General features: G+C 66.1%; 25 protein-coding genes, 1 tRNA gene and 1 pseudogene. 15 read left to right on the forward strand and 12 right to left on the reverse strand.

Annotated elements, in window-relative coordinates:
• Positions 1-4: 4 nt before the first annotated feature.
• Positions 5-1,216 carry a toxic anion resistance protein gene (locus SAMIE_RS00435; protein ID WP_066701259.1) on the reverse strand — a complete coding sequence of 404 codons (1,212 nt, stop codon included), beginning with the start codon at positions 1,214-1,216 and terminating at the stop codon, positions 5-7.
• Between the two features lie 156 nt (positions 1,217-1,372).
• Between SAMIE_RS00435 and SAMIE_RS00440 the strand changes: the two genes are divergently transcribed.
• The 10 genes and pseudogenes from SAMIE_RS00440 to SAMIE_RS00480 all read left to right on the forward strand — a co-directional run bounded on the left by SAMIE_RS00440 (position 1,373) and on the right by SAMIE_RS00480 (position 9,508).
• On the forward strand, positions 1,373-1,693 hold the full coding sequence (locus tag SAMIE_RS00440; RefSeq protein ID WP_066701258.1) for a DUF485 domain-containing protein: 321 nt from the start codon (positions 1,373-1,375) through the stop codon (positions 1,691-1,693).
• Complete coding sequence (locus SAMIE_RS00445) at positions 1,690-3,381, forward strand: cation acetate symporter (protein ID WP_066701257.1); 1,692 nt, start codon at positions 1,690-1,692, stop codon at positions 3,379-3,381. The genes SAMIE_RS00440 and SAMIE_RS00445 overlap by 4 nt, the downstream gene beginning before the upstream one ends.
• A gap of 115 nt (positions 3,382-3,496) precedes the next feature.
• Positions 3,497-5,317, forward strand: a complete 1,821-nt coding sequence (gene typA / locus SAMIE_RS00450; protein ID WP_066701256.1) for a translational GTPase TypA — start codon at positions 3,497-3,499, stop codon at positions 5,315-5,317.
• 139 nt (positions 5,318-5,456) lie between these two features.
• Positions 5,457-5,603: pseudogene (locus SAMIE_RS24065) on the forward strand (hypothetical protein); the annotation flags it as partial.
• A 6-nt stretch (positions 5,604-5,609) separates the two neighbouring features.
• Positions 5,610-6,008 (forward strand): helix-turn-helix domain-containing protein, encoded by a 399-nt coding sequence (locus tag SAMIE_RS00455; RefSeq protein WP_408641269.1) that lies wholly within the window; start codon positions 5,610-5,612, stop codon positions 6,006-6,008.
• A 67-nt stretch (positions 6,009-6,075) separates the two neighbouring features.
• Positions 6,076-6,420 (forward strand): hypothetical protein, encoded by a 345-nt coding sequence (locus tag SAMIE_RS00460; RefSeq protein ID WP_066701255.1) that lies wholly within the window; start codon positions 6,076-6,078, stop codon positions 6,418-6,420.
• Between the two features lie 61 nt (positions 6,421-6,481).
• The gene (locus tag SAMIE_RS00465; RefSeq protein ID WP_066701254.1) at positions 6,482-6,901 is read left to right on the forward strand and encodes a hypothetical protein; all 420 of its coding nucleotides are present in this window, start codon (positions 6,482-6,484) and stop codon (positions 6,899-6,901) included.
• Positions 6,879-7,352 (forward strand): helix-turn-helix domain-containing protein, encoded by a 474-nt coding sequence (locus tag SAMIE_RS00470; protein WP_066701253.1) that lies wholly within the window; start codon positions 6,879-6,881, stop codon positions 7,350-7,352. The genes SAMIE_RS00465 and SAMIE_RS00470 overlap by 23 nt, the downstream gene beginning before the upstream one ends.
• 72 nt (positions 7,353-7,424) lie before the next feature.
• Positions 7,425-8,738, forward strand: coding sequence for a NupC/NupG family nucleoside CNT transporter (locus tag SAMIE_RS00475; RefSeq protein WP_066701252.1), 1,314 nt, complete (start codon positions 7,425-7,427; stop codon positions 8,736-8,738).
• A gap of 68 nt (positions 8,739-8,806) precedes the next feature.
• Complete coding sequence (locus SAMIE_RS00480; RefSeq protein ID WP_066701300.1) at positions 8,807-9,508, forward strand: HAD family hydrolase; 702 nt, start codon at positions 8,807-8,809, stop codon at positions 9,506-9,508.
• Here SAMIE_RS00480 and egtD read toward each other — a convergent pair.
• From egtD to gluQRS, 6 genes are all read right to left on the reverse strand, one after another.
• Positions 9,505-10,467 (reverse strand): L-histidine N(alpha)-methyltransferase, encoded by a 963-nt coding sequence (gene egtD, locus SAMIE_RS00485; protein ID WP_066701251.1) that lies wholly within the window; start codon positions 10,465-10,467, stop codon positions 9,505-9,507. The genes SAMIE_RS00480 and egtD overlap by 4 nt on opposite strands.
• Before the next feature lie 4 nt (positions 10,468-10,471).
• Positions 10,472-11,725 (reverse strand): ergothioneine biosynthesis protein EgtB, encoded by a 1,254-nt coding sequence (egtB, locus tag SAMIE_RS00490; RefSeq protein WP_174522237.1) that lies wholly within the window; start codon positions 11,723-11,725, stop codon positions 10,472-10,474.
• Positions 11,726-11,826: 101 nt separating this feature from the next.
• A complete protein-coding gene (locus SAMIE_RS00495) occupies positions 11,827-12,681 on the reverse strand; it encodes a GGDEF domain-containing protein (RefSeq protein WP_066701249.1) in 855 nt (284 codons plus the stop codon).
• 130 nt (positions 12,682-12,811) lie between these two features.
• Positions 12,812-13,381: a cob(I)yrinic acid a,c-diamide adenosyltransferase gene (locus tag SAMIE_RS00500; RefSeq protein WP_066701248.1), complete on the reverse strand. Its 570-nt coding sequence runs from the start codon at positions 13,379-13,381 to the stop codon at positions 12,812-12,814.
• A gap of 16 nt (positions 13,382-13,397) precedes the next feature.
• Positions 13,398-13,634 carry a twin transmembrane helix small protein gene (locus SAMIE_RS00505; RefSeq protein WP_066701247.1) on the reverse strand — a complete coding sequence of 79 codons (237 nt, stop codon included), beginning with the start codon at positions 13,632-13,634 and terminating at the stop codon, positions 13,398-13,400.
• Positions 13,635-13,643: 9 nt separating this feature from the next.
• Positions 13,644-14,549: a tRNA glutamyl-Q(34) synthetase GluQRS gene (gluQRS, locus tag SAMIE_RS00510; protein WP_083952538.1), complete on the reverse strand. Its 906-nt coding sequence runs from the start codon at positions 14,547-14,549 to the stop codon at positions 13,644-13,646.
• Positions 14,550-14,644: 95 nt separating this feature from the next.
• On the opposite strand from gluQRS, the gene SAMIE_RS00515 reads away from it, so the two are divergent.
• Positions 14,645-15,211 carry an HNH endonuclease gene (locus SAMIE_RS00515; protein WP_066701245.1) on the forward strand — a complete coding sequence of 189 codons (567 nt, stop codon included), beginning with the start codon at positions 14,645-14,647 and terminating at the stop codon, positions 15,209-15,211.
• Here SAMIE_RS00515 and SAMIE_RS00520 read toward each other — a convergent pair.
• Positions 15,208-15,939 (reverse strand): Crp/Fnr family transcriptional regulator, encoded by a 732-nt coding sequence (locus SAMIE_RS00520; RefSeq protein WP_232037331.1) that lies wholly within the window; start codon positions 15,937-15,939, stop codon positions 15,208-15,210. The genes SAMIE_RS00515 and SAMIE_RS00520 overlap by 4 nt on opposite strands.
• A 210-nt stretch (positions 15,940-16,149) precedes the next feature.
• On the opposite strand from SAMIE_RS00520, the gene murA reads away from it, so the two are divergent.
• Both murA and SAMIE_RS00530 read left to right on the forward strand, forming a co-directional pair.
• On the forward strand, positions 16,150-17,433 hold the full coding sequence (murA, locus tag SAMIE_RS00525) for a UDP-N-acetylglucosamine 1-carboxyvinyltransferase (protein WP_066701243.1): 1,284 nt from the start codon (positions 16,150-16,152) through the stop codon (positions 17,431-17,433).
• Positions 17,426-18,952 carry a PAS domain-containing protein gene (locus SAMIE_RS00530; protein WP_066701242.1) on the forward strand — a complete coding sequence of 509 codons (1,527 nt, stop codon included), beginning with the start codon at positions 17,426-17,428 and terminating at the stop codon, positions 18,950-18,952. Before murA ends, SAMIE_RS00530 begins: the two co-directional genes overlap by 8 nt.
• Here SAMIE_RS00530 and SAMIE_RS00535 read toward each other — a convergent pair.
• The 3 genes from SAMIE_RS00535 to SAMIE_RS00545 all read right to left on the reverse strand — a co-directional run bounded on the left by SAMIE_RS00535 (position 18,900) and on the right by SAMIE_RS00545 (position 20,278).
• A complete protein-coding gene (locus tag SAMIE_RS00535) occupies positions 18,900-19,334 on the reverse strand; it encodes a response regulator (protein WP_066701241.1) in 435 nt (144 codons plus the stop codon). The genes SAMIE_RS00530 and SAMIE_RS00535 overlap by 53 nt on opposite strands.
• A 70-nt stretch (positions 19,335-19,404) precedes the next feature.
• Positions 19,405-19,656: a hypothetical protein gene (locus tag SAMIE_RS00540; protein ID WP_066701240.1), complete on the reverse strand. Its 252-nt coding sequence runs from the start codon at positions 19,654-19,656 to the stop codon at positions 19,405-19,407.
• Between the two features lie 4 nt (positions 19,657-19,660).
• On the reverse strand, positions 19,661-20,278 hold the full coding sequence (locus SAMIE_RS00545) for a DNA-3-methyladenine glycosylase family protein (protein ID WP_066701239.1): 618 nt from the start codon (positions 20,276-20,278) through the stop codon (positions 19,661-19,663).
• A gap of 79 nt (positions 20,279-20,357) precedes the next feature.
• Here SAMIE_RS00545 and SAMIE_RS00550 point away from each other — a divergent pair, with 79 nt between their 5' ends.
• Positions 20,358-20,675, forward strand: coding sequence for a 2Fe-2S iron-sulfur cluster-binding protein (locus tag SAMIE_RS00550; protein ID WP_066701238.1), 318 nt, complete (start codon positions 20,358-20,360; stop codon positions 20,673-20,675).
• A 15-nt stretch (positions 20,676-20,690) separates the two neighbouring features.
• On the opposite strand, the gene SAMIE_RS00555 is transcribed toward SAMIE_RS00550, so the two are convergent.
• The gene (locus tag SAMIE_RS00555) at positions 20,691-21,431 is read right to left on the reverse strand and encodes a TrmH family RNA methyltransferase (protein WP_066701237.1); all 741 of its coding nucleotides are present in this window, start codon (positions 21,429-21,431) and stop codon (positions 20,691-20,693) included.
• A 104-nt stretch (positions 21,432-21,535) separates the two neighbouring features.
• Here SAMIE_RS00555 and SAMIE_RS00560 point away from each other — a divergent pair.
• A tRNA-Tyr gene (locus tag SAMIE_RS00560) sits at positions 21,536-21,622 on the forward strand.
• The last annotated feature ends 184 nt before the right edge of the window (positions 21,623-21,806 follow it).

Here is a 21,806-nt window from a genome sequence, read left to right on the forward strand (position 1 = left end):
GCGCTCACCCCTCGATGGCGCTGAGCAGCGGGTTTTCGACGCGGGCTTCCTGCGCGGCCTGCGCCTGGCCTTCGGCGCGGGCGATATAGCCCTTCGACTTTTCGACCTCGTTCGACAGCGTGTTGACCGTGGTCTTCATGCTTTCGAGCGCCTTGAGCTTGAACGTGTCGATATTGTCCATCGTGTCGTAGATGTTCTGGAAGGCGCGCTGGAGCGTTTCGACGGGGATGGTGCTGGACGCGGCCTGCTCGTGGATCTGCGCGGTCTGGCTTTTCAGCAGCTCGCCGGTCCGGTCGATCATGTTCGCGGTCGTCGTGTTGAGCGCGGTGATCTGTTCGAGCACCAGCTTCTGCCCGACCAGCGCCTGCGCGACCGTCACCGCCGTGCGCAGTGCCGCGACGGTCGTCGTCCCGGCGCGGTCCACGCCCTTCACCAGTTCAATATTGTTCTTCTTGACGAGATCGAGCGCGAGATAGCCCTGCACCGTCACCGCCATCTGCGTCAGCAAGTCCTGCGTGCGCTGGCGGATATAGAAGAGCGCGGTTTCACGGATCGCCTTGGCCTTGGCCGGATCGGTCGAATCCAGTTCCAGCGCCTTGGCCTCCAGCCGGGCGTCCATCGTTTTGCTGATGTGGATCATCTGTTCGAGGCGACCCATCGTCTGCCACATATTCTGCCGCTCCACGTCGATGGCGGCGTTGTCCTTGATGAGCGTGTCCTTGCCGCTGGCGAGGCTGCCGAGGATCGAGTTGATGTGCCCCTGCGCGCTTTTATAGCCGTCGAAATAATCGCGCATCCGGTTGCCGAAAGGGATGATGCCGAACAGCTTCCTGGGCGCGAGCAGGTTGCCGCGCCTGCCGGGGTCGAGATCCTCCACCGTGCGGCGCAGTTCGGCGAGGTCGGCGCCGACCTTGCTGTCGCTGTCCATCGCGCGGACCGGGCGGTCGAGGAAGCGGTTGCTGTGCCCTGCGGCCTCCGCGATTTCCTTGCGGCCCATATTGGTGAGCTGGTCGACGCGCTTGCCGAATTCGGGCGAGTTGGCGTCCTGCGCGACGAGATCCTCGACGAAGGCGTCGACCTTCTCATCGAGCTTGCTGCGCGTGCCTTCCTCGATGGGAACGAGGCCCGCCGCCTTTTCCGGCGCGACCGCAGGCACAGGATCGGGCGGCGTCAGGTTCAGCGTGTCAGCGGTGGCGGTCGGCGCGGTCGAAGCCATATCATCTCCCAGATGGCCGTGGCGGCATCGACTGTCATATGTGCATAAAACAGTCGCGCCGCAAGTCTGTGCAAAGGGTTATAACTAGCCCGGCCCCGCCATTGCAATCGCTCCGGCTGCGGTTAGCATGGGGGCGGACAGGGGAGAGGAGCGGCGATGCAGAAAGCGGCGGAGGATGCGATGGTCGCGGCGGTGGCGGCCGATCCGCGCTATATCGCGCTGGTGGCGCGGCGGGCGCGGCTGGGATGGATGCTGTCCGCCGTCATCTTCTTCGCGTTCGTGGCCTATCTGCTGCTGATCGCATTTGACAGGGCGCTGCTGGGCGCGCCCATCGGCGATGGTGTGACATCGGTGGGCATCCCCGTGGGCCTCGGTCTCATCCTGCTCGCGATCGTGCTGACCGGCGTCTATGTCGCCCACGCCAACCGCCATCATGATGCGCAGATGGCCGCGATCCTGAAGGACCATGGCGCATGAGGGCAGTGCTGGCGCTGCTGGCGCTGATCCCCGCTCCCGCCTTCGCCGCTGCGCTGGAGGGCGAGGCGCAGCGGCAGCCGGTCAACTGGGTGGCGATAGGCATGTTCGTCGCCTTCGTCGGCCTGACGCTGTGGATCACCAAGGCGGCGGCGGCGCGCACCCGCACCGCGTCGGATTTCTACACGGCGGGCGGGGGGATCAGCGGCTTCCAGAACGGCCTCGCCATGGCGGGGGACTATATGTCCGCCGCTTCCTTCCTCGGCATATCGGCGCAGATATTCAATGACGGTTATGACGGCCTCATCTACTCGACCGGCTTCCTCGTCGGCTGGCCGATCCTGCTGTTCCTGATGGCGGAGCGGCTGCGCAACCTCGGGCGCTTCACCTTCGCCGATGTCGCGTCCTACCGCTTCGCGCAGCCGCCGGTGCGCAGCTTCGCGGCGGTGAGCACATTGCTGGTGGTGAGCTTCTACCTCGTCGCGCAGATGGTGGGGGCGGGGCAGCTCATCAAATTGCTGTTCGGCCTGCCCTATGGCGCGGCGGTGGGGATCGTGGGCGGGCTGATGATGCTCTATGTCCTCTTCGGGGGCATGCGCGCAACGACATGGGTTCAGATCATCAAGGCGGTGCTGCTGCTGGGCGGCGCGAGCTTCATGGCGCTGATGGTGATGGCGCAGAGCGGCTTTTCGCTGGAGGCGCTGTTCGCGCGCGCGGTGGAGGTCAAGACGCAGGCCGCGCTGGCGGGCGGCGCGGGCGCGGCGGAAGCGGCGGAGCGGGGCCGGTCGATCATGGCGCCGGGCAATTTCATCAAAGACCCGGTATCCGCCATCTCTTTCGGGCTTGCGCTGATGCTGGGCACGGCGGGGCTGCCGCACATATTGATGCGCTTCTTCACGGTCCCGGACGCGAAGGAGGCGCGCAAGTCGGTGCTGTGGGCAACCGGGTGGATCGGCTATTTCTATATCCTGACCTTCATCATCGGCTTTGGCGCGATCGTGCTGGTGGGGACGCAGCCGGCATATCTGGACGGCCAAGGCGCGCTGCGCGGCGGCGGCAACATGGCGGCGATCCACCTGGCCCATGCCATCGGCGGCAATGCGTTCCTCGGCTTCATTTCAGCGGTGGCGTTCGCGACCATCCTGGCGGTGGTGGCGGGGCTGACGCTGTCGGCGGCGTCGGCGGTGAGCCACGATCTTTATGCGACGGTGCTGAAGCGCGGGGAGGCGGATTCCGCCGACGAGCTGCGCGTGTCGCGCATCACGACGCTGGCGCTGGGGGCGTTCGCGGTGCTGCTGGGGCTGCTGTTCGAAAAGCAGAATGTGGCTTTCATGGTCAGCCTCGCCTTCGCGCTGGCGGCGTCGGGCAATTTCCCGGTGCTGATCCTGTCGCTGCTGTGGAGCGGATGCACGACGCGCGGGGCGGCGTGGGGCGGGACGATCGGGTTGCTGACCGCGTTCGTGCTGACGCTGCTGTCGCCCGCCGTGTGGACCGCAACCTTCGGCTTGGGGGAGGCGCCTTTCCCCTATAGTTCGGCGGCGATCTTTTCGGTTCCGGCGGGCTTTATCGCCATCTGGCTGATTTCTCTTGTCGACCGCAGCCCGCGCGCGGCGGTGGACCGGGCAGGCTATGCGGCGCAGCGGGTGCGGGCCGAAACGGGCATAGGGGCGTTTGCCGCGAGCGAGCACTGACTCGCCGCCCTTGCCGCCCGCCCTTGCCGCATTGCGTCATTTCCTGTAGGGGCGCGCCCGATAGATCCGGGCAGGCGTCGTGCCGGCCGGGAAGCCCGTTCCACAAAGGCCGTTCATGTCCCAGCGTAATATCGCCATCATCGCGCACGTCGACCATGGCAAGACCACTCTCGTCGACCAGCTTTTCCGCCAGTCCGGCACCTTCCGCGACAACCAGCGCGTCGAAGAGCGCGCGATGGACAGCAACGATCTCGAAAAAGAGCGCGGCATCACCATTCTCGCCAAGCCGACCTCGGTCGAATGGAACGGCACGCGCATCAACATCGTCGATACGCCCGGCCACGCCGACTTCGGCGGCGAGGTGGAGCGCATCCTGTCGATGGTCGACGGCGTCATCCTGCTGGTCGATTCGTCCGAAGGCGCGATGCCGCAGACCAAGTTCGTGACCGGCAAGGCGCTGGCGCTGGGCCTGCGCCCCATCGTCGTCGTCAACAAGGTGGACCGCCCCGACGAGCGCATCCAGGAAGTGCTGGACGAGGTGTTCGACCTGTTCGTGACGCTGGACGCCACGGACGAGCAGCTTGACTTCCCGGTGCTCTACGCCTCGGGCCGCAACGGCTACGCCAGCGAAGACCCGCAGCGCCGCGAAGGCACGCTGGAGCCGATGTTCCAGAAGATCGTCGATCATGTGCCGCCGCCGTCGCTGGATGAAGAAGCGCCGTTCAGCTTCCTCGTGACGCTGCTCGACCGCGATAATTTCCTCGGCCGCATCCTGACGGGCCGCGTCCAGTCCGGCACGCTCAAGGTCAACCAGCCGATCCACGCGCTCGATGGCGATGGCAATGTGATCGAAACGGGCCGCGCGTCGAAGATCCTGTCGTTCCGCGGCCTCGACCGCGTGCCGGTGGACGAAGCGAAGGCGGGCGACATCATCAGCCTTGCGGGCCTTACCGTCGCGACGGTGGCGAATACCATCGCCGATCCGCAGGTCAGCGTGCCGATCAAGGCGCAGCCGATCGACCCGCCGACGCTGTCGATGCGCTTTGCGGTGAATGACTCGCCGATGGCGGGCCGCGAGGGCAGCAAGGTGACGAGCCGCATGATCCGCGACCGCCTGATGCGTGAAGCGGAAAGCAACGTTGCGATCAAGGTGACGGAGAGCGCGGACAAGGACAGTTTCGAAGTCGCAGGGCGCGGCGAACTGCAGCTCGGCGTCCTTATCGAGACGATGCGCCGCGAGGGCTTCGAACTCGGCATCAGCCGTCCGCGCGTGCTGTTCGGCGAGGATGAGACCGGGGCGAAGACCGAGCCATATGAAACCGTCGTCATCGACGTGGACGACGAGTTTTCCGGCACCGTCGTGGACAAGATGAACATCCGCAAGGCCGAGATGACCGACATGCGTCCTTCGGGCGGCGGCAAGACGCGCATCACCTTCTCCGCGCCGTCGCGCGGCCTCATCGGCTATCATGGCGAATTCCTGTCCGACACGCGCGGCACCGGCATCATGAACCGCCTGTTCGAGAAATATGGTCCGCACAAGGGCAAGATCGAAGGGCGCAAGAACGGCGTCCTCATTTCCAACGGCGCGGGCGAAGCCAATGCCTATGCGCTGGGTCCGCTGGAAGAGCGCGGCATCCTGTTCGTGGGGGTTGGCGAGGCGCTCTACGAAGGCATGATCATCGGCGAGAACGCCAAGCCCGAAGACCTCGAAGTCAATCCGATGAAGTCGAAGGCGCTGACCAACTTCCGCGCGAGCGGCAAGGACGATTCGATTCGCCTGACGCCGCCCAAGAAAATGACGCTGGAACAGGCCATTGCCTATATCGACGACGACGAAATGGTCGAGGTCACGCCCAAGACCATCCGGCTGCGCAAGCGTTTCCTCGATCCCAATGAGCGCAAGCGCATGAGCCGGGCAAAAGCCGCAGCATAAGAAAAACGGGGCGGGGAAACGGTTTCCCGCCCTTTTTCATCATATTGATGCACCCGTTCGGGCGTCAGTCGGCGACCGCGCATTGCATAATTGCGCCCGGTCGTGGCACTTTGCCGCCGATACGAACCGAATCGCAACCATGGCCGGGCAAAAATGGACATGGTTTGACCGGCGGGGGCCATTCAGGAGGATTTTTGGGGGTGGTCGACACTCTGCCTGCCTTGAGCGAGGGGAGAAGCAGTGCCTGCGACTCGTCGCGCAGGGCTTCAGTTCCAAGGAGATCGCGCGCCAGTTGCACGTGTCGGAACACACGGTGGACCAGCGCGTCCGCAACAGCCTGCGCAAGTTCGGCGTGCCGTCCCGCAAGGAAGCGGCGCGCCTTTTCGTGTCGGGGCAGGAACATGCCGCGCTTTCAGACACATATCAGCCTTTGATACATCAATCGGAGCCGCTTGCCTCCGACACCGAACCTGCGTCATCCACGGATCAGCCGGACAGCCCGGATGCCGAAACGGAACGCAGGTCGCTCCTTCTACGCATATTGGCTTTCGGCCCGCCGCTCGGGGGATCGACCAATGAACTGAGTATCGACGGACGCATATTGGCGATGGTTCGCGCCGCGGTTCTGACCGGGGCAGGCGTCGTCACCTTGCTGCTGCTGATTTCCGGAGCCTTCCGCGCTCTGGGTTGATCCTTCCCACATCGCCACGCTGACGAACGCACCGCCCGGAAGGGTTCTGGTGCGAGGGAGAAGACTTGTGCTGAACCTTGACCGCGAAAAGACCCAGGCCGTTGCCAACCAGAACCGCTATGCCTTCGCCGCAATGGACGATGCGCTGGCGCAGGCCGCGCAGCTCACCACCGCCTTCCTGACCGCCGCTCAGGATTCGGGCCTCACCGCCAGCGAAAGCCAGCGTATCCTCAAGCAGATTCACGACAGCGCCAGCAAGATCATCGAGGGCCGCAGCGACATGCTGCGCGCCACGGCCTTGCTCACGCGCTGCATCGAGCATAGCCAGCATGAAGTCACGGCTTTCGGCTGTCCGCTGGGCCTCGACACCGAACAACGCGAAGAACCGCGTCACCTGACCCTGGTCGCCTGACCAGGCGGGAAGCCGTCGGCCTTCGCATGACCCTTGGCCCCCCTCTCAATAGGTAATGCGAATGCTGGCGGCTTCTTACTGGCTTCTGATGGTAATGACCTGCGCCTTCGCCTTCTGCTTCGGCGGAAGGGATGGCCGGTGGCTTGCGGCGATTTCGGTCGCCGCAACATTGCTGACGATGCCCGCCCAGCTCGCCGGATCGTGGCACGCCACGCAGATCTGGCTCACCCTCGTCGATGTCGGCGCATTCATCGCGCTGTTCTGGCTGATGGTGCGGAGCGACCGATACTGGCCGGTCTGGGTTGCCGCCTGCCAGTTGATGACGGTCCTGACGCACATAGCGACGCTGATCATCGGCAGCTTTTCGGACCGCATATACGAAGGATTGAGCACGGTGTGGGTGATTCCGCTCATGCTGTTCACCATCATCGGCATAGAACTTGACCGGAAGGCCTTCCATGACCGTGCACAACCCGCCTGAGCGGGCGCTCGACAGTCAGCAGGCGGTCGATCTGGTCGTCGCCCTGCAACGATGCCTGACCCGCTTCCACGCCGATCAGGCGGCGCCGCCGATCCTTGAAGGAGAGGCGGCCGATCGCCGTGCGGTGCTCGGCCGCTATATCCGGGGGCGCGGCGCGCGGGCGACGCTGTTCGGCCAGTCGCTGTTCTCGGACCCGGCATGGGATATATTGCTGCTGCTGTTTCAGGCCGAACTGGACGACGATCCGCTGACGCTGGAGCAGATCAGCGAGACGGGGCGGCTGTCGCTCAACGCCACGGTGGGACAGGTGGGCGTGCTGGAACGGCGCGGGCTGGTCTACGAATATCGTGGCTCGCCCAACAGCCGCCGCCGCCGCGCGCTGCGTCTGACGCCGCTGGCGGTCGATGCGATGAGTAGCTGGTTCACGCTGACATTCGGGCCTGACGCCTGACGCAAAGCGCTGGCGCGGCGGAACGCCCGTCCATATAGTCACGCCCGTCCGTTCCCGTCGCGAAAGCGTTTCATGCACCTCCTCATCGGCCTGGCCGGCATTCTCCTCATCCTTGCCATCGCCTTCGCTCTTTCCTCCGACCGGCGCGCCATCCGACCCCGCGTCGTGGGCGCGGCCTTCCTGTTGCAGGCGGGAATCGCGCTGCTGGTGCTCTATGTCCCGGCGGGGCGCGCGATCATCGGCGCGATGTCGAAGGGGGTCGGCAATCTGCTCGGCTATGCGCAGGCGGGGACCGACTTCATCTTCGGCCCGCTCGCCAGACCGGAGATCGGCGGGGCGAGCTTCGCCATCGCGGCGCTGCCGGTCATCATCTTCTTCGCGAGCCTCGTGTCGATCCTCTATTATCTGGGCGTCATGCAGTTCATCGTCCGCTGGGTCGGGGGCGCGATCGAGAAAGTGACGGGCGTGTCCAAGGTGGAAAGCCTGTGCGCGGCCGCCAACATCTTCGTCGGGCAGAGCGAAAGCCCGCTGGTGATCCGGCCCTATCTGGCGGGCCTGACCCCGCCGCAGCTCTTCACCGTGATGACCAGCGGCATGGCGGGTGTCGCGGGCACCATCCTTGCGGCGTATGCGTCGATGGGAATCAGGATCGACTATCTGCTGGCGGCGAGCTTCATGGCGGCGCCGGGCGGGCTGCTGATGGCCAAGATCATGATGCCCGACGAGCCGGAGCGCGAGCCGGAACTGCCGCTGGAAGACGACATCCACCTGCCCGACGCGCGGCGCAGCGGGGCGGGGCTGGCGGCGCTCAATGCCGAAACGGTTCCCGGCGAGCCGATGCCCGTCGCCACCCATGACGAGGAAAAACCCGCCAACCTCATCATGGCTGCGGCGCAGGGCGCGCAGACGGGCGTGAAGCTCGCCGTCGCGGTCGGCGCGATGGTGCTGGCCTTCGTCGCGCTGGTCGCGCTGGCGAACGGCATCCTGGGCGGTATCGGCGCGTGGTTCGGGCACCCCGACCTCAGTTTCCAGATGCTGCTCGGCTATGTCTTTTCGCCGGTCATGTATCTGCTCAACATCCCCTGGGCCGAAGCGCAGGTGGCGGGCGGCCTGTTCGGCACGAAGGTCGTGCTCAACGAATTCGTCGCCTATATCGCGCTGGGGCAGGCGCAGGGCGGCCTTTCGCCCGCGACGGTCGCGATCATCACCTTCGCGCTGTGCGGCTTCGCCAATTTCAGTTCGATCGCGATCCAGATGGCGGTGACGGGCAATCTCGCGCCCAACCAGCGGCCGATGATTGCAAAACTGGGGCTGAAGGCGCTGGTGGCGGGCAGCCTCGCCAACCTGATGAGCGCGGCGCTGGCGGGGCTGATGCTCAGCCTTTGATGGCGGGTGCAATCGCAGAGGCGCGCTTTGCAATGGAACCGGAGCGCGCCGATGCCATATGGGGAGGCATGACGCTCGCTTCCCTCATTCCCGCCGCACCCCGGACCAAGCTGCCCGATCCGGTCAGCGCCGTCATCTTCGACATGGACGGCACGCTGCTGGAGACCGAGGCGGCGCACCGGCAGGCGTTTCGCGACACGGGCGCGGCGCTGGGCTGGCCGCTGTCGGACGCGCTGCTGCTGTCGATGGTGGGCATCCACCGTGACGAAAATGCGCGGATGCTGGCGGAGAAGATGGGGCCGGACTTCCCGCTCGACCGCTTCTACGCCGACAGCGACGCGCTGTTCGAAGCGGCGGTGGATGCGGGCATCGCGCTGCGGCCGGGGGCGGAACTGGTGCTGGAGCATCTGGCGCGGGCGGGCGTTCCGCTGGCGCTCGCGACGTCCACCGCCGCGCCCTATGCGCAGGACAGGCTGGAGAAGGCGGGGCTTGCGGCCTATTTCGATGTCGTGGTGACGCGCAACGATGTGGAGCATCCCAAGCCGCATCCGCAGCCCTATCTGCTGGCGGCGCACCGGCTGGGCGTCGATCCGGCGCTCTGCGTCGCGGTGGAGGACAGTCATGCGGGCGTGCGGTCGGCAACGATGGCGGGAATGGCGACGGTGATGGTGCCCGACCTGTTGCCCCCGACAGAGGAACTGACGCTGGCCTGCGCGGCGGTGCTGCCCAGCCTTGCCGACCTGCGCGACCTGCTGCTGGCGACGGGTTAGCCCGCGCGGGCGAGGATGAGGCCGAAAAGTCCTTCGGCGTCGGTCCATTCCTCGACCGGTTCCCAGCCGCCTGCGCGCAGCATCAGTCGCCCGTCGCGCGCGCCATATTTGTGGCTGCTTTCGGTGTGGATGGTTTCGCCGGCCTCCATATGAAAACATTGGCCCGCGACGTGGAAATGCAGCGGGCGGGTCGCTTCCAGATGCATTTCGATCCGCGCTTTGGCGTCGTTCCAGACAGCGCGGTGGGCGAAGCTGCCGGTCGGCAGGTCGCCTTCCAGTTCGCGGTTGATCCGTTCGATCAGGTTCAGGTTGAACGCTGCCGTCACGCCAGCGGCATCGTCATAGGCCGCCACCAGCCGGTCGCGGTCCTTGATGCGGTCCATGCCGATCAGAAGCATCGACCCGTCGCCCAGCAGTTCGCGCATCGCCCGGAGCAGATCGACCGCGGCGGTCGGCTCCATATTGCCGATGGTCGATCCGGGGAAGAAGCCGAGGCGCGGCATGTCGCCGATGGCGGAGGGGAGGGCGAGCGGTCCGTTGAAATCGCCGACGACCGGCAGCACGGGGAGGGCGGGGAAGGCGCTCGCCAGTTCGGCGCTGCTGGCGTGGAGAAAGTCGCCGCTGATGTCGATGGGCACATAGGCCGCGGGCGCGATGGCGCGCAGGAGGTGCGGCGTCTTGCGCGAGGAGCCTGCGCCGAATTCGACGACAGCGCGGCCCTTGCCCACTGCCGCAGCGAAATCGGCGCCATGCGCCTTCAGCAACGCGGTTTCGGTGCGGGTGGGATAATATTCGGGGAGATCGGTGATCTGCTCGAACAGTTCCGACCCCTTGCGGTCATAGAACCAGATCGGCGGCGTTGTCTTCGGCGTGCGTGACAGGCCGTCCAGTATGTCGCGGCGGAATGCGGGATCTATCGTTGCGGCGGAAAAGGCGGGGGCAGGATCGGTCAGCAGCATGTCGTCACAGATCCTTCGCCAGCCGCAGCCCGGTGAACTGCCAGCGTTGATGGGGGTAGAAGAAATTGCGGTAGCTGGCGCGCATATGGCCGCGCGGGGTGGCGGCGCTGCCGCCCTTCAGCACGAACTGGCCGGACATGAACTTGCCATTATATTCGCCCACCGCGCCCTGAGCCGCGCGGAAGCCGGGGTGGGGGCGATAGGCGCTGCCGGTCCATTCCCACACATCGCCGAACATCTGGCCGAGCGCGCTGCCCGCCCCGGCAGGGTGGAGGCGGGGGCAGCCCGGCCCGTCGAGCTGGTTGCCGCCGGAGGGCGGGATATTCAGCGCCGCGCTTTCCCATTCCGCCTCGGTCGGCAGGCGCGCACCCGCCCAACTGGCATAGGCGTCGGCTTCGTAGAGGCTGATATGCGCGACGGGCGCGGCGGGATTGACCGGCTGACGCCCGTCGAGGCCAAAGCGGGTCCAGCCCTGTTCTCCCTTCTTCCAGTAGAGCGGCGCTTCAATGTTTTCGCCCTGCACCCACGACCAGCCGTCCGACAGCCAGTGCGATGCGGTGCGGTAGCCGCCATCTTCGACAAATTCGATCCATTCGCCGTTGGTTATGGGTCGGTGGGCCAGCGCATGAGGGTGGAGCACGGTGCGATGGCGCGGCCCTTCGCAATCAAAGGCGAAGGCGGTGCGGCCATCGTCGCCAATCTCCACCAGCCCCTCGCGCCCCTCGATCCAGTGCAGCGGGCCGGGCAGATCGACGGGGGCGGCCGCAGGCGCGCCGAACAGCGCGGGTTCGAGCGGGTTGAGCGAGAAGAGGTGCAGCAGATCGGTCAGCAGCAGTTCCTGATGCTGCTGCTCATGATGAAGGCCCAGCGTCACCAGCGCGCGGGCCGCCTGCGGCAGCATGCCCATGGCGCGCAGCATCGCATCGTCCACATGGGCGCGGTAAGCGCGCACCTCCGCCAGCGTGGGGCGCGTCAGCATGCCGCGCAGGGGGCGGGCGTGGCGGGCGCCTTCCGCTTCATAATAGCTGTTGAACAGGAAAGCGAAGCGCGGGTCGAACGGCTTATATCCGGCAACATGATCGCGCAGCGCGAAGGTTTCGAAGAACCAGCTCGTGTGCGCCAGATGCCATTTGGCGGGCGAGGCATCGGGCATGGACTGGACAGTCGCGTCGGCGTCGGAGAGGGGCGCGGTCAGCGCATCGCTCAGGCCGCGAACGGCGCGGTAGCGATCCTCCAGGTCGTCCTGGCGGGCATCCATCCAGCTTTTGGCCACGTCCGCCCCTTCCCGATAGGGTTGCGCCCTTCTCTTAGAGAACCAAGCGCATAAAGGGAAAGGTTGTTCCGTCGATGCCCTTTGGGTCAGGCGCTCTGGGCAAGGGTCGTTGCGCGGGCGATACGGTCACGGCCCGCCTGTTTGGCGTCGTAGAGCGCGGTGTCGGCGCGGGCGATGGCGTCCTCCACATCGCCGCCGCTCCAGCGGGCGATACCGGCGGAAAAGCTGATCGGGCGGCCATGGACTTCGCCGATGGGCCGGTCCCGCAGTTGGGCGGCGATGCGGGCGAGCGTCCAGCTCGCTTCATCCTCGATGCAATCCTCGAAGAAGATCGCGAATTCCTCGCCGCCCCAGCGCGCGACAAGATCGGCGCGGCGCACCAGGGCCGACAGGCGGGCTGCGAAGGCGCAGAGCACCCGGTCGCCTTCCTCATGGCCGCAAAGGTCGTTGACCCGCTTGAAATAGTCGATGTCGATGAGGGCGATGCAGCCTCTCTTTCGGTCATCGTCGCGCTGGGTGAGGTGCGACAGGAAACCGCGCCGGTTGGCGATGCCGGTCAGCGCATCCTCATGCGCGGCGCGGTGCAGATGGTCGATCCGCTCGCCCGTCGCGCGTGCTGCGCGGTCGAGGCCGCTGTAGAGCGAGCGGATCATATCGCCGACTTCCGGCAGGGCGCCGGATGCGGCCTGTCCCTTTTCCAGCGCGCCGGCCAGCGCCTGAATCGGCGTCAGCAGCGCGCCGATCCCGATAAGAGCGATGGCCGTGCCGATCACCGTCATGGCGGTAAGCAGCAGGAACTCCGCCAGCGCCATCCGTCCGCTGGCAAAGCCCCACAGCAGATAGCCGATCAGCGGCAGATGCGTCGAGACGAAGCAGAGCGTGAAGAGACGCAGGCGGAGCGAACGGGGAAAGAGGAAGGATGTGGCGAGATAGAATTGCACGGGCGGCCCCTTATGATGTGCCGATCCCCTTCCGGCCCCGCGCCTAAACCGCGCCTGAAGAAACGCGGTTAACGCGCCGCTATTGGATGGGCCGTGCCCCGGCTGAGTCGAACCGAGGGCAGCCCCCGAGTCAGCGCGACGCGCCGGGCACCCATTTCACATCGCCCGCGCCATTGCCGTTGAGCCGCCGGGCCATGACGAAGAGAAGGTCCGACAGGCGGTTGAGATAGGCGAGCGCTTGGGGGTTGAGCGCATCCTGCGCCGCTGCCGCAACGGCGCTGCGTTCGGCGCGGCGGGTGATCGCGCGGGCGAGGTGGACGGCGGCGGCCGCCGCACTGCCGCCGGGCAGAATGAAGCTGTCGAGCGCGGCGAGATCGGCGTTCATGTCGTCGATCTGGGCTTCGAGCCGCGCGATCTGGCTTTCGACGATGCGCAGCGCCCATGGCTGGTCCGGGCCATCGGGGATCGGCGTGGCGAGGTCTGCGCCAAGGTCGAACAGGTCGTTCTGGATGGTGGTGAGCCACGCCGCCTCGGGCGCGTCACCCAGCGCCACGATGGCGACGCCGATGGCGCTGTTGGCTTCATCGACATCGCCCACCGCCTGCATGCGCGGTGCGTTCTTGGGCGTGCGGCTGCCGTCGACCAGCCCTGTCGTGCCGTCGTCGCCGGTCTTCGTGTAGATTTTGTTGAGCTTCACCATGGGCGGCGGTGTAGCGTCAGTTGTTGCCCTTCGCCAGCAGCAGGATGGCGACGATAATGATTGCCGCCGCCTGAAACAGGACGCGGTTGATCATCATTCTGTTCTGCTTGAGCCGCGCGGGGCTTGGCCCCGCGCTTTCCGGGCGGTTGAGATCCTCCTTCGTCGTCTGGAGAAAGGCGACGATGCCCCGGATCAGCGCGACCAGCGTCGCGATCATGGCGAGGATGAGGGCAATGACGAGGATCGTGTTCATGGACCGAACCTAGGCGCTTGCCAGCGCGATGCCAACCGGAAAGCGCCTGTCTCTTAGGGCATGGGCGAGCGCATGGGGGTCGACGCCCTGTGCCCGCAGATCGGCGAGCGCGATGGACCCGTCGCGCTTCGCCAGCCTCCTGCCATCGGCCCCCACCAGCAGCGGATGATGGATATAGGCGGGGGAGGGGAGGCCGAGCAGCGCCTGCAAAAGCCGGTGGATGTCGGTCGCGCCGCGCAGATCCTCGCCGCGCAGCACATGCGTGACGCCCATCGCCGCGTCGTCGAGCGTGCAGGAGAGGTGATAGCTGGCCGGTGCATCCTTGCGCGCCAGCACCACGTCGCCGTGCGCGACCGGGCGGGCGGCGACCTTTTTGCCCGCTGCGTCGGGAGCGGACGGGAAGGGCAGCGCGGTCCATGCCAGCGGCCCGGCGCGCGCGGCGGCCTGCCCCATGTCGATGCGCCATGCGTGCGGCTCTCCGCCGGCGATCCGCCGCGTCCTTTCGCTCTCCGTCAGCGGGCGGCAGGTGCCGGGATAGACCGGGCCGTCGGGTCCATGGGGAGCGGACAGGCTCGCCTGAATATCGGCGCGGGTGCAGAAGCAGGGGTAGAGCAGGCCCATGTCCCGCAACTGCCCCAGCGCCGCGTCATAGGTCGCCAGCCGTTCCGACTGGAACACGGCATCGCCATCCCATCGCACCCCCAGCCAGCGGAGATCCTCGACGATAGCGGCGACATGTTCGGGTCGGCTGCGCGTGCCGTCTATGTCCTCGATCCGCAGGCGGAACGCGCCACCCGCCGCGCGCGCCATGTCGTGCGCCATCAGCGCCGACCAGCCATGGCCGACATGCAGCCGCCCGGTGGGACTGGGCGCAAAGCGCGTCACCATATGCTGTGGGCCGGGGAGTTGTGTCATACAGGCTCTTGACGCGGGATATTCGTTAATGCTGTCATGCCCCTGTCACGTTGCTGGTCAATCTGCGGCGGCGGCAAGGGGGTAGAAGGCTTTCTATGTACCATCCCGACCTCATACGGCACCCGGAAAACTGCCCGGCGCTCGTTCTCAATGCGGACTATACCCCGCTCAGCTATTATCCCTTGAGCCTCTGGCCCTGGCAGACCGCCATCAAGGCGGTGTTTCTGGATCGGGTGGACATCGTTTCCTCCTATGAGCGTGAAGTCCACAGCCCCAGTTTCCAGATGAAGATACCTTCGGTCATCGCGCTCAAACAATATGTGAAGCCGTCCGAACATCCCGCCTTCACCCGTTTCAACCTGTTCCTGCGCGACAAGTTCGCCTGCCAATATTGCGGCGCGATGCATGACCTGACCTTCGACCATGTGGTGCCGCGCCGCGCGGGCGGGCGCACGACATGGGAGAATGTCGCGACCGCCTGTTCGCCCTGCAACCTGCGCAAGGGGGGACGGACGCCGCGCGAGGCGGGGATGCGGCTGCATGTCCAGCCGATCCGCCCGACAAGCTGGCAGTTGCAGGAACATGGCCGCGCCTTCCCGCCCGGCTATCTGCACGAAAGCTGGCACGACTGGCTCTACTGGGACGTCGAACTGCTGGCCTAGGCGGCGGGCAGCCAGTCCAGATCCATGTCCTTGTGCCGGTTGGTGTAATGGCCGATCTCTTCGAGCCGCGCCATGTCGAGCAGGGTGATGCGCCCGTTGGCGCGGCTGATGAGACCTTCCTGCTCCATCTGACGGATCATCCGATTGACGTGGACGGAGGTGAGGCCGATCGAATCGCCGATCTCCTCCTGCGTCAGCCGCAGGTCGAAACTGTCGGTAATGCTGTCGTCGGTGACGCGCAGCCGGTCGAACATGTCGAGCAGGAAAGACGCGACCCGCGCCTTGGCCGACGTGCGGCCCAGCGCCGCCAGCCGGTCGGTCATCGAAATCCGCTCCGCATTGGACAGCAGGAACAGAAGCGCGGCGACGCGCGGCGATTCCTCCAGCAGACGGCGCAGCGCATGCTTGTCGAACGGGCACACCACCGCGTCCGACAGCGCCACCAGCGATTCCGGCGCCCGGTTGTAGATGGTGCTGGCCGATCCGATGAAATCGCCAGGGAAATAGACGCGCAGGATCTGCCGGCTGCCATCGGGCAGGATGACAAAACTCATCACGCGGCCTTCGCGCAGCACGAACAATTCCGTCACGGTTTCATTCACCCGCTGGATCATCGCGCCACGCTTTACCTTGCGGGGATTTTCCTCCAGCCGGGCCAGCGCGGCCTTTTCCCCGTCTGTCAGAGGGGCCTGTTTCGACAGCCTCTCTGCAAAACAGCTCTTTGCCACAAAAAACCCTTTTCCTTGCATGTCGTTACGGAGGCAAAACGCCCAAGCCGCCTTTTGGCTCCATTTCGCGGCGGCGCACTAAACTCGATCAAGGATCGGGGGAGCGGAAAAATAATCTTGCGAAATGCCCCGAAAGCGCGGCGAATCCGCGGTGAAAGGGGTGCCGGGCCGCCTTGCGCGAGGCGCAGGACACGCTATGAACCCTGTCCAATGGACCGTATTCACATTCGTGGTGGCAAGGCACTGTCCGGCCGCCTTCCGATCTCCGGCGCGAAGAACGCCGCGCTCACGCTGCTCCCCTGCGCGCTGCTGACCGACGAGCCGGTGACGCTGCGCAACCTGCCTCGCCTCGCGGACGTGGACAGCTTCGGCCATCTGCTCAACCAGCTTGGCGTATCGACGATGATCGAGGGTGCGCGGCCGGAGGATTTCGGCCGCGTCATGACGATGCGCGCGGGCCGTGTCACATCGACCGAAGCGCCCTATGACATCGTGCGCAAGATGCGCGCGTCGATCCTCGTGCTCGGTCCCTTGCTGGCGCGTGCGGGCGAGGCGCGGGTGTCGCTGCCGGGCGGCTGCGCCATCGGCAACCGTCCCATCGACCTGCACCTGAAAGCGCTTGAGGCGTTCGGCGCGAAGATCGAGCTGACGGCAGGCTATGTCCGCGCGAGCGCGCCCGATGGCGGGCTGCCCGGCGGCATCTTCACCTTCCCGGTGGTGTCGGTCGGCGCGACGGAAAACGCCATCATGGCGGCGGTGCTGGCGAAGGGCACCTGCACGCTGGAAAATGCGGCGCGCGAGCCGGAGATTGTCGACCTGTGCAACCTGCTCGCGGCGATGGGCGCCGATATAGAGGGGATCGGCACCGACAAGCTGGTGATCCATGGCCGCGACCGTCTGCATGGCGCGACCTATCGCGTGATGCCCGACCGGATCGAGGCGGGCAGCTATGCCTGCGCTGCCGCCATCACGGGCGGGTCGCTCGACCTTGTCGGCGCGAACGCCGATGATATGCACGCGATCCTCGCCGCGCTGCGCGAGGCGGGTGTGCAGGTCGACCCGCACCGGGACGGCATCCGCATATCGTCGGACGGGAAGCTCAAGCCCCTGTCCATCTCGACCGCGCCTTTCCCGGCTTTCCCCACCGACATGCAGGCGCAGTTCATGGCGATGCTGACGCTGGCGGACGGCGCTTCGGTCCTGACCGAAACGATCTTCGAAAACCGATACATGCATGTGCCCGAACTGGCGCGGATGGGCGCGGACATCGCGGTCAACGGGCGCACCGCCGTCGTGCGCGGCGTCAGCGGCCTCGTTGGCGCGCCGGTGATGGCGACCGACCTTCGTGCGTCGATGAGCCTCATCCTCGCCGGGCTTGCGGCGGAGGGCGAGACGCAGGTCCAGCGTGTCTATCATCTCGACCGGGGCTATGAGCGGCTGGAGGAAAAGCTGTCGGCAGTAGGCGCGGACATCGAGCGCGTCGGCGATGGCTGAGGGACGCGGCCTGGCCACCGACCGCGCAGCGCTGCTGGCACTTTACGATCTCGACGCGGGCGGCTTTCGCACGCTGGACGAGATTACGGCTTTCTCCGCGCAACTGTGCGACGCGCCGATTGCGCTGGTGAGCATCGTCGAGGATGTGCGCCAGCGTTTCCTCGCCCGATGCGGCCTCGATGCGGAGGAGACGCCGCGCGACGTGTCCTTCTGTGCGCGGGCGATGCTGGGGGACGATCTGTTCATCGTGCCGGACGCGACCCGCGATCCCCGCTTCGCCGACAATGCGCTGGTGACGGGACCGCCGCATATCCGCTTCTACGCGGGCGCGCCGCTCGTTGCGAGCAACGGCGATCCGCTGGGCGCTCTCTGTGTCATCGACACGGTGCCGCGCGAGCATCTGACGCCGCTTCAGCATCAGGGTCTGACCCTGCTTGCCAAGCAGGTCATGGCGGAACTGGAAGCGCGTCGCCGCAATCGCGACAGCATGTTGCGGCAACAGATGGACGCCGCCGCCGTGGCGGACAGCGACCGCATGTTCCGCACGCTGGCCGACACCATGCCGCAGATGGTCTGGTCGACGCTGCCGGACGGCTTCCACGATTATTACAATGCGCGCTGGTATGAATATACCGGCGTTCCGGTAGGATCGACCGATGGCGAAGGATGGAACGGCATGTTCCATCCCGACGATCAGGACCGGGCATGGGGCCGGTGGCGGCACAGTCTGGAAACCGGCGAGCCTTACGAGATCGAATATCGCCTGCGCCATCATAGCGGCCAGTATCGCTGGACGCTGGGCCGCGCTCTGCCGATCCGGGACAGCGACGGGGCCATCGTCCGCTGGATCGGCACCTGCACCGAGATCCACGAACAGAAGCTGATGATGGAAGAGCGCGAGATGATCGCGCACGAACTGTCTCACCGCATCAAGAACATCTTTTCGGTGATCGCGGGGCTGATCGCGCTGTCGGCACGGCAGCATCCCGAAATCCGGGAAGTTGCCGACGACCTGCGCGACCGCATCATGGCGCTGGGCCGCGCGCATGATTTCGTGCGCCCGCACAGCGCCGATTCCGCGCCGCAGATGGGGCAGGGGCTGGGCCGCCTGCGCGGCGTGCTCGACCAGATTTTCGCGCCCTATCGCACGGCGACCGGGTCACGCATCGTGATGACGGGGGACGATCCGCAGATCGACGACCGGTCCGCCACGCCGCTCGCCCTGCTGTTTCACGAAATGGCGACGAACGCGGCCAAATATGGGGCGCTGTCCGCCGACAGCGGCAGGGTGGAACTGCATATCGAACAGGAGGGCGCGGATATGCGCATCGACTGGATCGAGCAGGGCGGGCCGACCGCCGTTGCCGCCAATCCGGAAGGTTTTGGGAGCCGCCTCATGAAGCTGAGCGTGGAGCGTCAGTTGGGCGGGCGGCTGGAGCGTGACTGGCGGCCCGAAGGCCTGCGCCTCAGCCTCTGGATTCCGACCCGCTCGATGAGCCGCGCGGCAGGAAAGGCATGAAGCCCGCGATATCGGCGTCCGTCAGTTCCGGCTCCTCCGCCGCGGCTAGGTGCAGCGCGGCGACGATGCTGTTTGCCCGGAACGGCTTGGTGATGACACCGAGAGCGGCGACCGACGCTTCGCCGATCTGCGCGGGATTGGCGGTCACGTAAATCACGCGGACGCCGTGACGGCTGGACAGCTCCATGCCGATCTGCGGCCCGGTAGGCCCGTCGCGCAGGTTAAGGTCGACAAGGGCGATGTCGCAGTCGTCGGCGCTATCCATCGCGGCCTCCCGGTCGGCGGCGATGGCCCGAACCGCGAAACCTGCATCCTCGACAATCTGCTCGATTTCCAGGGCGACGAATATCTCGTCTTCGACAATCAGAACTTTCTTGGACATTGAACGGCCCACACAACTCCGAAGGCGAAGAACGCAGAACAGGACTTCCGGTTCCAGAGACGCACCAAATTCAGGCCTTTTCGTCGCTTTCGCCGGTCCAGAGCGTGTCGAATGCGGTCCCGCGCATCAGCAGGACCGATGCGAGATAGCCGCCCTCGGCCGCCTTGCGCGCCGTCGCGGTGGCGCTTTCGATGGCGGCGTCGGCGGTGGGGAAGGGGCCGTAATAGCGGTTGTCGAGATTGATCTTCCACACCCCTTCATGTTCCAGCACGATGTAGCGCGCATGCGGCAGCGGGGCCGACTGGCCGGGAGTATCGGTCATGGTCTTAGAGAACCTCCGTATTATAATGGTGCCATGCCATCACCGCCGCAGCGCCCCGGTGAGGCCGCCATGCTTCGGCCAGTTGCCGCGTCAGCGCTTCGCCCGGCCGTTCGGGAAGCCCCAGAATCCGCCCCACCTCGATCTGGACGGCAAGGTCGCCTGCAGGCCAGATGTCGGGCCGCCCCTCAGCGAAAAGCAGGTAGATTTCCGCAGACCAGCGCCCGATCCCCTTGATCCGCACCAGTTGCGCGATGGCTTCCTCATCGTCCTGCGGCAGGGCGTGGAGGTCGAGCGCGCCCGACACCACCAGTTCGGCGAGGCTGCGCGCATAGCCCTGCTTCTGCCGCGACAGGCCGCAGGCGCGGAGCGTGTCGAAATCGCGGGCCAGCAGCGCCTCGGGCGCGCATCCTTCGCCCAGTTCCGCCTCCAGCCGCCGCCACACCGCCGCCGCCGCCGCGACGCTGACCTGTTGCCCCAATATGGTCCGCAGCATGGTTTCATATCCCGGCGCCCGCACGCGCGGCTCGGGATAGCCCACGCGCGCGATCGCGGCGGCAAAGCCCGGTTCGAGAAGGGCGATCGCATCCAGACTGGCGCGCATTTGCTGGGCTGTCGTAACCATCAGGCGGATCGGCCGGAGCCTTGATTTCCTCGTTTCGCTCCGCCAAGGCGGGGGGAGCCAATAATGAGGGACTGGATAGATGCCGAAGCTGATCGTGGTCAACCGTGCGGGCGAGGAACAGGAAATCGACGGCGAGACCGGCCTGTCGGTGATGGAAGTGATCCGCGACCACGGCTTTGACGAACTGCTGGCCCTGTGCGGCGGCTGCTGCTCCTGCGCCACCTGCCATGTCTATGTCGATCCGGCCTTCGCCGGCGCACTGCCGCCGATGAGCGAGGACGAGAACGACCTGCTCGACAGCAGCGACCACCGCAACGAAACGAGCCGCCTGTCCTGTCAGGTGCAGTTGACCGGCGCGCTCGACGGCCTGCGCGTCACCATCGCGCCGGAGGACTGACGGCCCGCCGCGCCGCTACCGGTTGGTGGCGGCGTAGAGGGCGATGGCGGCGGCGTTCGAGACGTTCAGGCTCTCCATGCGCGGGCTGATCGGCAGTTTCGCGATGATGTCGCAATGGGCGATGCTGTTGTGGCGCAGCCCTTCGCCCTCCGCCCCGAGCACCAGCGCGACGCGGGATTCGCCGATGGCGTCGCCCAGCACCGTATCCGCGTCGCCATCGAGGCCGATCCGCCAGTAGCCCGCCTCCGCAATCTCGTCGAGCGCGCGGGCGAGGTTCACCACCCGCACCCACGGCACGATCTCCAGTGCGCCCGACGCCGCGCGCGCCAGCACGCCGGACTCCGGCGGGGCGTGCCGGTCCTGCGTGACGATGCAGAGCGCGTCGAAGGCCGCCGCCGACCGCAGGATAGCGCCGACATTATGCGGGTCCGTCACCTGATCGAGCACCAATATGCGGCGCCGGTCGTCCTGCCCTTCCTCCAGCACGTCGCCCAGCCACACATCGTCGAGCGGCTCGACCTCGGCGACGATGCCCTGATGCGGCGCGTCGGACGGGACCATCCGTCCCATGTCGGCGACATCGGAATAGACGATAGGCAGCACCGGCGGCAGTTCCAGCGCGTTGATCGCGTCGCGTGTGCCCCAGATCTTGCGCACGATGCGGTTGGGGTTGGCGAGCGCGGCAGTGACCGCGTGGCGGCCGTAGAAGCGGGGAAAGTTGCCCTTGGGCCTGGCGGAGCGATGCGTCTTTTTCATGGGCACGCTCTTTTCACAGGAGGCCATTGACAGGCAAGCCTCCTTTCGCCATTGAGCCGCCTCCAGCGCGGGAACCGAGCCTTCGGAACCCCGCGTCAGGCACTGGACAGGTGGCCGAGTGGTTAAAGGCAGCAGACTGTAAATCTGCCCGGGTTTCCCGTACGCTGGTTCGAATCCAGCCCTGTCCACCACCCCCTTATCCGCAAGCATCCGCGAATGACCGTGGAAATCCCGGAAAACCTAGGGTATTCTGCACTTCTTGGCCCGCATTTGTCCGCTGCTGTTTGCATGCAGCCGGAGGCTAGTGTGGGAGGGATGTGGGAGTAAGTTGGCTTACTCCCACACTGCGCCCCTCCCAAGGTGGGCTTGAAAGTG

The organism is Sphingobium amiense, from assembly GCF_003967075.1.
Lineage (GTDB): Bacteria > Pseudomonadota > Alphaproteobacteria > Sphingomonadales > Sphingomonadaceae > Sphingobium > Sphingobium amiense.

Bases quoted from the DNA above. Each gene is read 5' to 3' on its own strand.
- SAMIE_RS00435 (WP_066701259.1), bottom strand. From the start codon at position 1,216: ATGGCTTCGACCGCGCCGACCGCCACCGCTGACACGCTGAACCTGACG.
- egtB (WP_174522237.1), bottom strand. From the start codon at position 11,725: ATGGATGCCCGCCAGGACGACCTGGAGGATCGCTACCGCGCCGTTCGC.
- SAMIE_RS00535 (WP_066701241.1), bottom strand. From the start codon at position 19,334: ATGTCCAAGAAAGTTCTGATTGTCGAAGACGAGATATTCGTCGCCCTG.
- SAMIE_RS00555 (WP_066701237.1), bottom strand. From the start codon at position 21,431: ATGAAAAAGACGCATCGCTCCGCCAGGCCCAAGGGCAACTTTCCCCGC.
- SAMIE_RS00475 (WP_066701252.1), top strand. From the start codon at position 7,425: ATGCACCTCCTCATCGGCCTGGCCGGCATTCTCCTCATCCTTGCCATC.
- SAMIE_RS00480 (WP_066701300.1), top strand. From the start codon at position 8,807: ATGACGCTCGCTTCCCTCATTCCCGCCGCACCCCGGACCAAGCTGCCC.
- murA (WP_066701243.1), top strand. From the start codon at position 16,150: ATGGACCGTATTCACATTCGTGGTGGCAAGGCACTGTCCGGCCGCCTT.
- SAMIE_RS00465 (WP_066701254.1), top strand. From the start codon at position 6,482: ATGCTGGCGGCTTCTTACTGGCTTCTGATGGTAATGACCTGCGCCTTC.
- SAMIE_RS00445 (WP_066701257.1), top strand. From the start codon at position 1,690: ATGAGGGCAGTGCTGGCGCTGCTGGCGCTGATCCCCGCTCCCGCCTTC.
- SAMIE_RS00540 (WP_066701240.1), bottom strand. From the start codon at position 19,656: ATGACCGATACTCCCGGCCAGTCGGCCCCGCTGCCGCATGCGCGCTAC.
- egtD (WP_066701251.1), bottom strand. From the start codon at position 10,467: ATGCTGCTGACCGATCCTGCCCCCGCCTTTTCCGCCGCAACGATAGAT.
- SAMIE_RS00440 (WP_066701258.1), top strand. From the start codon at position 1,373: ATGCAGAAAGCGGCGGAGGATGCGATGGTCGCGGCGGTGGCGGCCGAT.
- SAMIE_RS00545 (WP_066701239.1), bottom strand. From the start codon at position 20,278: ATGGTTACGACAGCCCAGCAAATGCGCGCCAGTCTGGATGCGATCGCC.
- SAMIE_RS00505 (WP_066701247.1), bottom strand. From the start codon at position 13,634: ATGAACACGATCCTCGTCATTGCCCTCATCCTCGCCATGATCGCGACG.
- SAMIE_RS00500 (WP_066701248.1), bottom strand. From the start codon at position 13,381: ATGGTGAAGCTCAACAAAATCTACACGAAGACCGGCGACGACGGCACG.
- SAMIE_RS00530 (WP_066701242.1), top strand. From the start codon at position 17,426: ATGGCTGAGGGACGCGGCCTGGCCACCGACCGCGCAGCGCTGCTGGCA.
- SAMIE_RS00515 (WP_066701245.1), top strand. From the start codon at position 14,645: ATGTACCATCCCGACCTCATACGGCACCCGGAAAACTGCCCGGCGCTC.
- SAMIE_RS00470 (WP_066701253.1), top strand. From the start codon at position 6,879: ATGACCGTGCACAACCCGCCTGAGCGGGCGCTCGACAGTCAGCAGGCG.
- gluQRS (WP_083952538.1), bottom strand. From the start codon at position 14,549: ATGACACAACTCCCCGGCCCACAGCATATGGTGACGCGCTTTGCGCCC.
- SAMIE_RS00550 (WP_066701238.1), top strand. From the start codon at position 20,358: ATGCCGAAGCTGATCGTGGTCAACCGTGCGGGCGAGGAACAGGAAATC.
- typA (WP_066701256.1), top strand. From the start codon at position 3,497: ATGTCCCAGCGTAATATCGCCATCATCGCGCACGTCGACCATGGCAAG.